We start from the raw sequence: 12,963 nt of genomic DNA, 5'->3' as shown, positions 1-12,963 counted from the left end.
TTGCCGGGCTCGCTGGTTTGATGCTGCTGGTCCTGCAGGGTACGGCCGACGCCGCTACGCCGGCACCGCACACCCTCGCCGCAGGCACGCTCACCATTGGCTCCGACCTGACCTATCCGCCGTACGCGTTCATGGACGGCGATACGCCCGCCGGACTCGATCCTGATTTCATGACCTCGCTGGCGTCGCACCTGCAACTCAAACCGAAATTCGTCGACACGCGTTTCGCCAACCTGATCCTCGGGGTCAACGCGAAGCGCATCGACATCATTGCGTCCGCGCTCTATGTCACGCCCGAGCGCGCGAAACAGATTGATTTCGTGCCCTACTTCAAGACCGGCGGCTCGCTCCTCGCGCTGACCGGCAGTGGTTTCAAGCCCGCGACACCCGAGGCCCTGTGCGGCAAGCGCGTCAGTTCGATCAAGGGCGCTTCGTGGATCCCTAAACTGGCGAAGGTTAGTCAGGATACCTGTGCATCGAAGGGCTTGGCGGCTATCGATGTACGCGAGTTCGAAACCTCGCCGCAAGCCTCCCAAGCGCTGCTGGCTCATGCTGTCGACGCGCAGTTCGAGGACTCGGCGGTGGCGAAGATGACTGTCGACAAGATGAGCGGGCGTCTCGCCATCACGTCGACTACGCCGTTGTTTCCGGTGGTGGTCGGCCTCGGTGTCGCCAAGAGCGATCCCGCGTTGCTCGCCGCGGTGAAAGGCGCGCTCGACACGATGAAGCAGGACGGCGAGTACGCCGCGCTGCTCAAGCGCTACAACGTCGCCGAACCGACCGGCGAAGAGATCGCACAAGCACTCGGCGCGTCTAACTGAGCAACTCGCATAAGCAACTCGCATAAGCAGCTCGTATCGGCCTCACCCCCAGCCACCAGTCACGGGCGACGCGGCGCGTTCGAACGGCCACGTCGCCTTGCGGAGAAGATGAATGATTTTTGACTGGCACTACGCCCTGTCACTGCTCGCCGACAAGGCGTTCTGGAGCGCATCCTGGCGCGTGGTCGAACTCAGCATAGCGACGTGGATGATTGGCATCGTCGCCGGGTTCCTGCTGGCGCTCGGCAAGCAGTCGCGCATTGCACCATTGCGCGTGGCGTGTTCGGCTTACATCTGGCTGTTTCGCAGCCTGCCGCTGCTCGTGCTGCTGATCTTCGTGTACAACCTGCCGCAAGTGTTTCCCGCGTCGAGCGTGGTGCTCGCGGATCCCTTCTGGGCAGGTCTGATTGCGCTGTCGATCAGCGAAGCCGCCTATATAGCGGAGATTCACCGGGGCGGCCTGCTTTCCATCGGCAAGGGACAGTTCGAGGCGGGTCGCGCGCTCGGGTTGCGGTACCTCGGCCTGCAGCGGCTGGTGGTGGTGCCGCAGGCGTTTCGCGTAGCTTTGCCGTCGCTTGTCAACGAGTACATCACGATCGTCAAGCTCACGTCGCTTGTGTCCGTGATCTCGCTCGCGGAAATATTACTGGTGGGTGAGCGCCTCTATACGCAAAATTTCAAGGTCCTCGAGACCATGCTCGCCGTGTCGTTCTACTACGTGCTGATCGTGACGGTGGTCGGGTATGCGCTGAAGCTGCTCGAGCAGCGCCTAGACGTTGTGCGCAGGGAGCCAGCGGCTTTCAGTCCGGCCGAGCCGGCCGCATCCGCTGCGGAGACGGTGGCGGCAGCGGCGCGGGTAGAAGAGACCGGCCGCGTGGCGCTTGAAGCGGCCGGTCTGCGCAAGCGTTATGGCGAACATGAAGTACTGAAGGGCGTCGACCTGAAGGTGCAGGCGGGTGAAGTGATCTCGGTGATCGGGCCGTCGGGTTCGGGCAAGACTTCGCTCATTCGCACGCTCAACGGTCTGGAGCCGCTCGACGACGGCGAGATCGTGCTGCACGGCAAGCTCTTCCAATGGGGCGCAAACAAGGCGCGGCGGGCCGTGTCGCATCGCGAGCATATGCGTGGCATTGTTGATATCGGCATGGTATTCCAGAGCTTCAACCTGTTTCCGCATCGCAGCGTGCTCGACAACGTAACCCTGGCGCCGCGCTATCACGATCGTGGCTCGAAGGCCGCGTTGCGCGGGCTCGGCATGGAAATGCTTTCAAAGGTAGGAATGGGCGCTCATGCGCACAAGTATCCCCACCAGCTCTCCGGCGGGCAGCAACAGCGGGTGGCAATTGCGCGGGCGCTGGCCATGAAACCGTCAATCGTCCTCTTCGATGAACCGACCTCCGCGCTCGACCCCGAACTGGTCGCCGAAGTCCTGAAAGTCATCGAGCAGCTTGCACGTGAAGGAATGACCATGGTGATCGTCACGCACGAGATCAATTTCGCATTCCGCATCTCGGATCGGATAATCTTCCTGGAAAATGGCACGATCGTGGCGGACGCCGCCCCTCGCGTCATGTCCGCGTTCGACAAGGATTCCCGCGTCGCGCACTTTCTCAAGGACCTCCAGCTTGCATGACCCGAATCGTTTCCATGCCCGTTTCTGACTTGGCCGTGACCAAAAACAAGACCGTAACCGGGCACATTGAAGAAGAGTCCGTAACCGAACGCATCGTCACGCAGATCCGCGACAAGATCATCTGCGGTGACCTGGCTCCGGGCACGCCACTGACCGAAGCCGATCTCACGAAGGCGTTCGACGTCTCACGCAATACGCTTCGGGAGGCGCTGCGACAGATTTGCCGGGAAGGTCTGGCGGTGCACTACCGGCATCGCGGCGTGGTGGTGCGCACGCTTACACGCACCGACGTGCGCGACATTTTCCGGGTCCGCCGCACGCTGGAATTGCAGGCGCTTGCACTGCCGGTAAACACCGACCCGCCCGACCCGGCTGTGCTGCACGCCATGGCCGCTGCGTGCGACGCCGCGGCGCAAGCCGCGTTACAGGAAGACTGGCGCAGCGTGGGCACGCATAGCCTCCGCTTTCATCAGTACATTGTGGAGATGATCGGCAGCGCGCTGCTGGACCAGTTCTTCCGCACGATCCTCGCGCAGTTGCGCTTGCTGTTTTCCGCCGCCCCCGACGAACGGCGGTTCCAGTTGCCGTGGATCGAACGCGACCGCGAACTCTACGACCTGATCGTGGCCGGGGAATACAAGCGGGCAAGCAAGAAACTTTCCGACTACCTGGACCGCTCGGAGGAAGCGCTGATCGACCTTCTCTGAACCGCTTCTTTGCGGGGTTCTTTTCTCGGGCGAGGCTGGCGCCTCGCATCGACTCATTCAGGAGATCTAATGCCATGTTGAACTATCCTGCCGCTTATCAGGTAACCCAGGGGTCCGCGCTAGAAGTCGATCGCGACTTTTATACGCGTGTCGCCTCCGAGCATGAAACGCGCACGCTGGTTGATTCGGCGGTGGTGCCGATCCGCTCCGGCTACGCGTGGAAGGTCCCCGCCGGACACGTGTTCCGGATCGTGACCATTGAAGGGCCGCAGGTCGCGGACCTCAACATCTGGAATCAGCATAATCCCCGCGAGCGCTTCTGGGCGTCCCGCACGCGCCAGTTGCAGCAGGCGCATGTCAGCACATTCGACCGGCTGTGGTCGACCCTGCCCTATCTCCGCCCGCTCGTGACCATCACCGACGACACTCTGGCCGGCTACGGAATCGATGAACACGGCGGCCGGGTTCACGACCTGCTGGGGACGCGCTGCGATCCGTATGTGAACCGGATGCTGACCGGCGAAGATTTCGATTTCCATTGCCATTCGAACCTGACACGCGCCATCGCGCCGTACGGTCTCACCGAATTCGATGTGCATGATGTACTGAATGTGTTCCAGTGCACCGGGCTCAACCTGAACGATCAGTACTTCATGAAGGCATGTCCGGCGAAAAAAGGTGACTACCTGGAGTTCTTCGCGGAGATCGATCTGCTGTGCGCGCTGTCGACTTGTCCCGGCGGAGATTTGTCCTTGCCGATGTGGGGTCCGGACGCGCGTGATCCGCTAGAAGTTTGCCGGCCGCTGGGTGTCGAGGTATACCGGCTTGAACCCCGGATGCTCGATGGCTGGAGTTCACCCGAGGTACCGCCTTATCGTGGTCTGCACGGAATGCGGCTGGATACATCGGGTCGCGGCGGCTGTTGCTGAGCATATAGCCGAGAGGCGCTTGACTGACGTCTTTTTGTTGATGCAGCGTCATCGGGCAACACGCTCGATGGCGCCGTTGATCGCCTGAATCGCGACCGCTTGGTGCTGCATTGCACTATTCACGATGATGCGACGTGCGGCGCAGCTTGTCGCAGCCAATCGCCATTGCCACCGAAATCGCCCAGAAGGCGATGATTGCCCCGATAAAAAGCAGGTCCATGATTTGTCTCCTGACGGATTATTTGGTCTTTGTTCTTAAGACTAGGCAAGGACCCGACAATGCCGCGTGAAGAGAGTGCAAGGACTCGTCAACAAACCGTAAAAGCAGCGTGAATGCCTGGTCTAACGGCTTCTTTTCATTCCCTTATTCACTGCCGAATTCCGTTTTTGTACTGCTTGGCATGCCGCCCGGTCCGGCAGGATCGGGATTGCCGAAGCGCGGAAGCGCCCCATTCGCACGCGCACGATACAGTTCCGAACGCACCTGTTCGCGCGTCTTTGGAGTTTGATCGGATTGCACGGGAAGCGGCTTGGAATTCACAGGCTGGACAGACCGCAGAGCTTCTTCAACCGGAGGCGTTGCGCGTGCCGATGTGGGTCGTGTAGGCGTACTGGCTACCGTTGGTGAAGCCTCCAGCGAAGTCGAATCCGTCACGCCGATTTCTGGAGCCGGGCTATTTGCGTCGACACTTACACCGTTGTCCGATGGCGTCCTGACTTGAGGTCTGCCCGTGACCCTTGAGTGACGAGACATGCCGACCGTATGTTCGCGAGCCGGTGATGCGCTGTCACGCGTACGGTCGGATTTCGCAGACGGCCGCGATGCAAACCGACCCGGTTTCGATGTATTGGGCGGTTTGTCCGGGGCCATGACAGGAGGCCCGGTGTCGACTTTTCCCTCACGCGCCTGCAACTCCTTCTCGAGGGTTAACGCTCGACTATCGTCTTTGTGAAGCGTTTGCACAGCGCCTAACAGCACCTTGGCAGAAGCGAGATCATTACGTCTCAGGCTGTCCCGGACCGCCTGCAGAATGTGCGTGACATCATCGGAACGGCCGCTGGTGGAATCCGGGTTTGTTCCCCGGGCTTCGGTCTGGCTATTGTCCAGTTCACCGGAAACAGATGCGCCATCACGCTCAGAAAGCGTGTCCTCACCTGACCGCATTACAGATGCACCAATCACCAGTGCACCAACAAGGAGGCCCGCGAGAACTGTCCTCTTGGGGGTGCTCAACATGACGTCTGTCCCGTAGCTTGAAATGCGCATCCGACCGCGTAGGCAAAATCAACCTGACCCATCCTCACCCGGCGAAGGGTGAGTGGCACGCATCAATGCAGCATAAAAAGGGCCGCGAAAGAAATGCGGCTTCGCCTTGAGTGATCTACGAGGCCAGACGCAAGATTGGATGCGCCAATCGTTAGCCAATATCCGCCAAAATTGAAGCCTTTGCCCGCTTCCCAACGGTGGCGTTCGTCGAGTTGTCCGGCAGGACGATTGAAATTTCTCAGCGCTCATATTCCCGAGAGGGAGCGACTGGGCCGCGGTCATACCGCCCTTCTGCGCGCTGCTACACTTGCCGCGGTTTCGAATCCGCGCCGCCCGTCCCGTGCCAATCACAATCTGCGTGACCGTCGCGCGGCCGATCTTCTTCCGACAAAGTCCGCAACCCATGCTTCGATTCGAGAACCTTTGCAAACGTTACGACGAGCGCTCTGTCTTTCAGGGACTACGCTATAGCACCGGCGCAGGCTGCGTGGCGCTGAACGATGAAAGCGGCAGCGGCAAATCCACCTTGCTGGGCATCCTCGCCGGTGCGATCAAGCCCGACCAGGGCGAGGTTTGGATCGACCGGTACTCGCTGCTGACCTCTCCGCTTGAGGCGCAGTCCGTGCTCACTTACGTGCCCGAGGACTGCATGCCCTACTCGCTCCAGACCGGGCGGGAGTATCTGGAACTTGTGGCATCGAAGAGAAATACAGCCGTCGACAGTCAGGCTCTCGACCTCGCCGACCGCTTCGGCCTGACGCCCCATCTGGACAAGCGTTTCGAGCAAATGTCGTTTGGCACACGCAAGAAAATATTCCTGGCGTCGGCCGCCGTAGGCGAAGTCAAGGTCGTTATAGCCGATGAACCGGGCGCCGGGCTCGACGCCGCTGCGCGCGCCGTCCTGATCGATTTGTTCACCACGTTGACTGAGGACCGGACGGTTTTCTTTTCGAGTTATGACACGGCCTTCACAGAGGCTTGCAGAGCGAAAACGATCAGCTTTGCCGACCTTGGCGCGGGTGCCTGAGAGGCTGCTTGCTGCGTTAGAGAGCCCATGGATTCAGCGCACTGCGCAGCGCCGGAAAGGCGCGCTATCGTGAAGCTTGAACCTGTACGGGAGCCATCAACGGGCACTCACCCATCTGCCCGGTCATCACGGTGAGCTCACGCACCATGATGTCGGACGATTTCCCGTCGCGTCTTGCCAGTTTCGCAAGATCCAACATCTCCCCATACTGCGCCGCACAGTGCTGCAAGGATTCGTTCCCTCGATGCCCGGTCAAGGCTTCGACATTCGTCATGCGGCCACCGACGCCGATCGCTAACACCATCGCCATGATCAGCATGGCCAGCGTCGCCGCTTTGCCTGACAATTTGCGTCGCGATTCAACACCTGGCCCACCGAGCATCACGCTGCCTTGCTTTCCGATTCGGGTCACCATGCCACCGTTCATGCTTCGCCCATCCTCTCTCATGACCAGTGCGCCGGTACCCAGATGTTCCCGACCCAGTGGCCCGGCACCCACACTACCGGACGCGGCACCGGCGCCATGTAGACGACACGCGGAGCAACATACACGGCTGTCGGCGGCGGCGGGGGCGGTACGTAGACAACCGGGGGCGGCGGCACATAGACGACCGGAGGAGCAACCACCACCGGCTTCGGCGCGATGACAACCGTGGTACTGCCCGTGGCGACAACGCCCGTCGTGACAACGCCCGTGGTCGTGACCGTGCCACTCGTTGTCACGGTGTTGCCGCGGGTACCCGTGGCGCTGGCCGATGTCGTGACAACACCCGGCGCCACTTGCGTCGCCGTACCGGAGTGATAGACGCTCCCGCTGTCGGAGCCGGTCACCGTGCCCGAACGGTTGCACGTTCCACCCGCGCAATTTGTTGATGCCGAATGGTCGACCGTGTTGCCGTTCGAACCCGTGATCGATCCGGACGATGAATATTGGCCCGGTGCGGTTCTGGTCACGTCGCCGGATGTGGAGGCCGTTTTGCCGTCTGGTCCGGTGAGGGTTCCGGTGTGCGAACACGTGCCGCCCGCGCAGTTGGTGTCGCCGGCGTGCTGCACCGAATTGCCGTAGCGTCCGGTCGCGGTACCCGAGTTCGAAAACTGGCCCGGCGCGTTGCGGGTGACCGTCCCTGTGTTGCTCGCGAAGCCGCCGTAAGGGCCGGCGACACCTCCTGCATGCGAGCAGCTACCGCCGCCGCACGAGCCGTAGCGAGCGCCGTTATAGGTGCCACGTGATGTGTATGCAGTGCCGTGTTGCGACCAGGCGAAAGCTGAAGCACTGCCGAGGGCAAGCACGGCGATGGTTGTTGCGAGCACGAGCTTGCGCAAGGCGCCACGCACTGACGCAGTGGTCGCGGGAAAAGCGGCTGTTATCGACAGCACGAACGAGCGAATGTTCACGGTATCTCCTTGTTGGTTCCGGGCCACTTTCCGCACTGCGTCGTGGCGATGGGCGGACTATAGGAGTACACGCGGATTTAATCAGTAGCGAAGATATGTCACGCGGTTTCACCGCGACGGAGGGCCGTCAGACGGGGGTTTGCGGGAGGGGGAAGCGCGCCGTGACATATTTCGACATGAATTGTTGCGAGTCGGAATGCGATACGGCTGCGGTCGTAGAGAGTCAACCTGAGCGAGACGTCCCTACCCGGCCCTTTGCCGCCCTTCAGTGAAATTCGGCGAACCTCCCAGGTCGATAGATAGCGCATGTTTTTTGCTTGACGAAGCTGCATGTCGCAACAGCGATATGCAGGCTGACGGTAGGCCCGCCCCGACCCGTGGTGGAGGAACTATGCAAGGAAGTAATGACAAGGTACGTGCTGCAATTCTTGCCGTAGCGATCTCACTGCTTACCGCATGCGGCGGAGGTGGAAGCGGCTCGAGTGGCGCGCCCAACCCGCCGGGCGGGATTGATCTGCAAGTCGTTTCGTTCGGCGACAGCCTGTCCGACGTGGGGACTTACGCGCCGATCGCCAGCGCGGTCGGCGGGGGGCGGTTCACAACCAATCCGGGACAAGTGTGGACTCAGGATGTTGCGCAATACTACGGGGACACGCTTACCGCGGCGTTCACGATCAACATCGCTCATGAGTTAAGTCCGCAAGGTGGCCTCGGTTATGCGGAGGGCGGCTCCACGGTGGCAACGCCGGCAAACCTGTACGACTTTCTTACCGACGTGATCGGCAATGTGGAAATGCCCGTCAATCAGCAGGTGTCGAGCTATCTGTCCGCCCACGGCAGCTTCAACTCGGGTCAATTGGTGCTGGTCTGGGCCGGCGCGAACGACGTGCTTCGCGCCGGGCCGCTGCCGGCTGCGGCGGCGACCGTGCAGACGGCGGCGACCACCCTGGCTCAAGTTATTGGACAGATCATCCAGAGCGGCGCCACGCATGTTGTAGTGGTCAATGTCCCGAATGTCGGACTGACGCCCAAGGGGCTCGCCGCGTCCGACGGCGGGGCAAACCTGACCCAGTTATCGCAAATGTTCAACAGTGACTTGAACGCCGCCTTGCAGGCCGATGGCCTGCAAGGCAAGGTGATCCAGATCGATTCCTACACCTGGGCGGATCAGATCATTGCGAACTTTCAGGCGAATGGCTTCGCCGTGTCAAACACGGGCGAAGCCTGCAACCCTGCAACAACGCCCGATGACACGTCATTGCTGTGCTCGCCGGCTACCTACGTGACGTCCAATGCCGACCAGACGTACATGTTCGCCGACGACCTTCATCCGACAACGCATCTGCATACCCTGTTCGCCCAATACGTGGAGCAGCAGATTGCCGCGACCGGCCTCGGTCATTGAACCTGGAAAATGATGACTCGTTCACCCTGACCCCACCGCTCGCACGATCAGCACCAACCCTGCCACGACCAAGATCGCGCCGATAGCTCGCGCCACGCGCTCACCCGCCGGTGCAAGACGTTCGACGGTGATGGCTGCCGTGACGGCTGCCATTGCACGCAGATCCATGAGACCGGTAACGAGAAGGATTGCCGTCAGCCCGGCACAGCAGGTGCTGCAGTGAAGACCAAGGCGCAGGCCATGCCGCCAGGCGGTGGCGCCGTCCACCCGCAACGGCAGGCCACACCCCGAAGCGTCCCGGCAGCAGGCAAGGTGATGTGCCTTCCACGCGGTGAACTGGAGTGCGCCCGCGAGCATGACGATCGCACCAGCCACGATCGGAACTGTGCGCGCCAGCGCCGGCAGTTGCATCGCAAGCGCAGCGAACGCGTTTCCCAGCATGAAAGCAGCTATTCCGAACGCGGTCCACACGAAGAAGTACCCCACGCCCACCAGCGCAGTCAGCCAGCCCAGGCGCCACTCGCGTGTCCCGGCGACGGCCTGTCGATAGCGCCACAGCATGGGTGTGAAGGATGGCAGCATCATCCCTACCATCATCACGACCCACATGCCGATGAACGATGCCGCCGCGCCGGGCCACGTCTGTCCGCACATCCGCATCCACGCCATCGACATCGTCCAGCCGCCGGGCATCGGCATCTCGCCCGTCGCCGACATGGACGTGCACCAGACGACCGTCACCGTCGCACAAGCAGCGAAGAGTAGCGCCGTGACGGCGAAGAAAGCGCGCTCGCCGATCATGCGTCGCGAGACCTCCCGCCTCCAGGTTGCGCCAAGGTGAGCCATGACCCGCCTCAGCGCTGGTCGTACTCGTCGTGGCGCTGCCACCAGACGCCGGTCTCGTTGCGTCCCTTGGGCGCGCGGTCAAGCCACGGGTACATGCCCCAGATGCCGTCCACCCCGCGTGCGTAGGTGGAATACGCGTGATAGACGACTCCGTCCTCGAGTACGAACGTGCTCAAGCCCGGCCTGTCGCGCGTGTAGGTCGCTGCGTCGGTTCCGCAGGTGGCCGCGAACTGGGCGACGGGCTCCGGAATCTGTGCCGCGTCCATCGCATGGCCGCCGCGCTCGTAGTTGTATTCGATGCTCCCTTCGCGCTGCTGCTCTTCGGTGAACGCGATATTGAAGTCGAAGTTGAAGTCGCTGCCGAATGAGGATGCCCAGGGAAACGTCCAGCCCATCCGGCGCTTGTACGTCTGCAACTGCGCAAGCGGCGCCCGCGATACCGCCGAAAGCGTAACGTCGTGGTTCCCCAGATGGACCGCGATGCCATTGAAACCATCCGCGATCGACGAGCACGACGGGCATCCCGCCTTGTAGTCGGGCCCGAACATGAAGTGGTAGACAAGGAGCTGTGAGCGCCCTTTGAAAAGATCCGCCAGCGAGGCGCTCCCTTCATCGGTCTCGAACCGGTAGTCCTTGTCGATTCGAACCCACGGCAGCGCCTGACGTTGCTGCGCAAGCTCGTCGCCGCGCCGCGTGAACTCCTTCTCCGTCTTGAGCAACTCAAGCCGCGCCGCCATCCATTCTTTACGTGTTCCGGTCATGTGTGTCGTCATCATCTCTCCTTCCGTTGAGTGTTCTTCGCCGTTCGTTCCGTGCTCGATACGACGTGCGGGTTGGTGATAGATTAGTGCCGGGCATTGAACGGTGGGAGTGACAAGTGTGTCGGGATTCAAATAGACCATGGACTCGCTGATAGCGGTCGCAGCGCGTGCGCTCGCGGCGGGTGACCCGCTCGGCGCACTGAACCAGGTGGCCTTGCGCGACGACGCGCCGGCGCTCGCACTTCGCGGCATCGCGATGGCGCAGCTCGGCGATCTCGCCCGGGCCAAGGCGCTCGTGCGAAGAGCGGCTCGCGCCTTCGGTCCCAAAGACGCCGTGGCCCGCGCGAGGTGTGTCGTCGCCGAGGCCGAGATCGCGCTTGCATCGAGGGACCTGGGCTGGCCCGCGAAGACGCTCGATGCCGCACGGGCGACACTCGAAGCACACGGCGACCGCGTGAACGCCGCTCACGCGCGGTATCTCGCGGTCCGGCGCCTCCTCCTGATCGGGCAGATCGACGAGGCCGAGCGTGCGCTCGGCCGACTCGACCCCACGCCCTTCCCGGCCGCGTTGAAGGCTGTCCACGAGCTGGTCGTAGCGGGGATCGCGCTGCGGCGCCTCCGGACGAAAATGGCACGCGCCGCGCTTGCCCGGGCCGGGCACGCCGCGCGCGAGGCGGGTATTCCCGCGCTGACGGCAGAGGTCGAAAGCGCATCTCTCATCCTCACCATGCCCTCTGCGCGCCTGATTGCGTGCGGCGAGGAGCGGCTTCTCCTGCTCGAGGAGGTTGAAGCTCTGCTGGCATCGAAGGCGCTTGTGGTGGATGCGTGCCGTCACGTTGTATGCGACGCAGGCACGGCGGTCTCCCTCGCCAAGCGTCCAGTCTTGTTCGCACTCGCACGCGCGCTGGGTGAGGCCTGGCCCGAAGACGTGCCGAGGGACACGCTCGTCGCGCGGGCGTTCCGGGGAAAGCATGCCGATGAATCTCACCGCGCGCGATTGCGGGTTGAGGTCGGGCGGCTTCGCACCGTGCTGGCGACGCTGGCCGGCGTGAGCGCGACAAAGCGCGGGTTTGCGCTCGTGCCGCACGGCGCACGCGAGGTCGTCGTGCTGGCGCGGCCTGCAGAAGACAAGCATGCGGCGGTGCTGGTCTTCCTTGCCGACGGCGAGTCGTGGACAAGTTCGGCCCTGGCGCTTGTGCTTGGAGCGAGCCAGCGCACGGTACAGCGGGCACTCGACACGCTTGCGGCTGCCGGCAAGGTGCAGTCGTTTGGCCGCGGACGGGCGCGACGCTGGATGACCCCGCCCGTGCCCGGATTCGCGACGGCCTTGTTACTCCCCACTCCACTGACAAATGATTAGGATGACAACATGAAGCGATCCGCAGCCGAAATCATCCGTGAATATGGTCCCTTTCCGGGCGTCGATCACGTGGCCGGGGTCACGTATGACGGCCAGCACGTCTGGTTTGCATCGGGGGACAAGCTGAATGCGCTTGATCCGGCGAGCGGAAAACCACTGCGCTCGCTCGATGTCGTCGCGGATGCAGGAACGGCCTTCGATGGCCAGCACCTGTTCCAGCTTGCCGGGGATCGCATTCAGAAAGTCGATCCGCAGAGCGGCCACGTGCTTGCCACGATTCCGGCGCCCGGCGGCAACGCATGCTCAGGGCTCACGTGGGCTGAAGGGTCGCTTTGGGTGGCGCAGTATCGGGACCGGAAGATCCATCAAATCGATCCTCAAACCGGGGCGATTCTTCGGACCATTGAATCCAACCGCTTCGTCACCGGTGTCACGTGGGTCGACGGAGAACTCTGGCACGGCACCTGGGAAGACGACGCGAGCGAGTTGAGGCATATCGATTCTCGAACTGGAGAGGTCCTGGAGAGCCTCGAGATGCCATCTGGAACAGGTGTGTCGGGGCTCGAGTCCGATGGCGGCGAACAGTTCTTCTGCGGAGGTGGAAACAGCGGAAAGGTCAGATCCGTCCGCCGTCCACCACGGGGCACCGAGGTCCCTGTCGACTCCACCAGCGAGTAATCGAAGCCTGCCTGTATGCTGGCTTGCCCATGCCTTTATAGCCGCGCCGCGCCGCGACTTCAAAGGATAGGCAAGTGCAAGTTCGGACGTGACAAGCAGCGTGTCGGGCACGCTGAAAATCCCCCCTCGGCCAC

Annotated in this window: 14 protein-coding genes; 8 read left to right on the top strand and 6 right to left on the bottom strand. The window is 62.3% G+C overall.

Going from position 1 to position 12,963, the window contains the following annotated elements; translation table 11 throughout:
* Window positions 1-20: 20 nt before the first annotated feature.
* The 4 genes from ABH944_RS23195 to ABH944_RS23180 all read left to right on the top strand — a co-directional run bounded on the left by ABH944_RS23195 (window position 21) and on the right by ABH944_RS23180 (window position 4,090).
* On the top strand, window positions 21-821 hold the full coding sequence (locus tag ABH944_RS23195) for an ABC transporter substrate-binding protein (RefSeq protein WP_404609841.1): 801 nt from the start codon (window positions 21-23) through the stop codon (window positions 819-821).
* Between the two features lie 112 nt (window positions 822-933).
* The gene (locus ABH944_RS23190; RefSeq protein WP_404609815.1) at window positions 934-2,454 is read left to right on the top strand and encodes an amino acid ABC transporter permease/ATP-binding protein; all 1,521 of its coding nucleotides are present in this window, start codon (window positions 934-936) and stop codon (window positions 2,452-2,454) included.
* Complete coding sequence (locus ABH944_RS23185) at window positions 2,451-3,161, top strand: GntR family transcriptional regulator (protein WP_404609816.1); 711 nt, start codon at window positions 2,451-2,453, stop codon at window positions 3,159-3,161. Before ABH944_RS23190 ends, ABH944_RS23185 begins: the two co-directional genes overlap by 4 nt.
* A 74-nt stretch (window positions 3,162-3,235) precedes the next feature.
* Window positions 3,236-4,090, top strand: coding sequence for an urea carboxylase-associated family protein (locus tag ABH944_RS23180; RefSeq protein WP_404609817.1), 855 nt, complete (start codon window positions 3,236-3,238; stop codon window positions 4,088-4,090).
* A gap of 115 nt (window positions 4,091-4,205) precedes the next feature.
* Here the strand turns inward: ABH944_RS23180 and ABH944_RS23175 are convergent, their stop codons facing one another.
* Together ABH944_RS23175 and ABH944_RS23170 are read right to left on the bottom strand one after the other, a co-directional pair.
* Window positions 4,206-4,310, bottom strand: a complete 105-nt coding sequence (locus ABH944_RS23175) for a potassium ABC transporter ATPase (RefSeq protein ID WP_404609818.1) — start codon at window positions 4,308-4,310, stop codon at window positions 4,206-4,208.
* A 144-nt stretch (window positions 4,311-4,454) separates the two neighbouring features.
* Entirely contained in the window at window positions 4,455-5,357 is a 903-nt protein-coding gene (locus ABH944_RS23170) for a DUF4148 domain-containing protein (protein WP_404609819.1), read from the bottom strand.
* Between the two features lie 403 nt (window positions 5,358-5,760).
* On the opposite strand from ABH944_RS23170, the gene ABH944_RS23165 reads away from it, so the two are divergent.
* Window positions 5,761-6,384 (top strand): ABC transporter ATP-binding protein, encoded by a 624-nt coding sequence (locus ABH944_RS23165; protein ID WP_404609842.1) that lies wholly within the window; start codon window positions 5,761-5,763, stop codon window positions 6,382-6,384.
* A gap of 64 nt (window positions 6,385-6,448) precedes the next feature.
* On the opposite strand, the gene ABH944_RS23160 is transcribed toward ABH944_RS23165, so the two are convergent.
* Entirely contained in the window at window positions 6,449-6,811 is a 363-nt protein-coding gene (locus tag ABH944_RS23160; RefSeq protein ID WP_404609820.1) for a hypothetical protein, read from the bottom strand.
* 17 nt (window positions 6,812-6,828) lie between these two features.
* Window positions 6,829-7,773 carry a hypothetical protein gene (locus tag ABH944_RS23155; RefSeq protein ID WP_404609843.1) on the bottom strand — a complete coding sequence of 315 codons (945 nt, stop codon included), beginning with the start codon at window positions 7,771-7,773 and terminating at the stop codon, window positions 6,829-6,831.
* Between the two features lie 397 nt (window positions 7,774-8,170).
* Between ABH944_RS23155 and ABH944_RS23150 the strand changes: the two genes are divergently transcribed.
* Window positions 8,171-9,184: an SGNH/GDSL hydrolase family protein gene (locus ABH944_RS23150; protein ID WP_404609821.1), complete on the top strand. Its 1,014-nt coding sequence runs from the start codon at window positions 8,171-8,173 to the stop codon at window positions 9,182-9,184.
* A gap of 21 nt (window positions 9,185-9,205) precedes the next feature.
* On the opposite strand, the gene ABH944_RS23145 is transcribed toward ABH944_RS23150, so the two are convergent.
* Complete coding sequence (locus tag ABH944_RS23145) at window positions 9,206-10,030, bottom strand: DUF2182 domain-containing protein (protein ID WP_404609822.1); 825 nt, start codon at window positions 10,028-10,030, stop codon at window positions 9,206-9,208.
* Window positions 10,031-10,038: 8 nt separating this feature from the next.
* A complete protein-coding gene (locus ABH944_RS23140; RefSeq protein ID WP_404609823.1) occupies window positions 10,039-10,806 on the bottom strand; it encodes a DUF899 domain-containing protein in 768 nt (255 codons plus the stop codon).
* Between the two features lie 124 nt (window positions 10,807-10,930).
* Here ABH944_RS23140 and ABH944_RS23135 point away from each other — a divergent pair, with 124 nt between their 5' ends.
* Window positions 10,931-12,151: a helix-turn-helix domain-containing protein gene (locus ABH944_RS23135; RefSeq protein WP_404609824.1), complete on the top strand. Its 1,221-nt coding sequence runs from the start codon at window positions 10,931-10,933 to the stop codon at window positions 12,149-12,151.
* 9 nt (window positions 12,152-12,160) lie between these two features.
* Complete coding sequence (locus tag ABH944_RS23130; protein ID WP_404609825.1) at window positions 12,161-12,829, top strand: Vgb family protein; 669 nt, start codon at window positions 12,161-12,163, stop codon at window positions 12,827-12,829.
* The last annotated feature ends 134 nt before the right edge of the window (window positions 12,830-12,963 follow it).

The sequence above is a fragment of the Caballeronia udeis genome (genome assembly GCF_044909315.1).
In the GTDB taxonomy this organism is placed as follows: Bacteria; Pseudomonadota; Gammaproteobacteria; order Burkholderiales; family Burkholderiaceae; genus Caballeronia; species Caballeronia udeis_A.
Note: the sequence above shows the minus strand (reverse complement) of the source record. Positions and strands in the feature narration are given on the sequence as shown.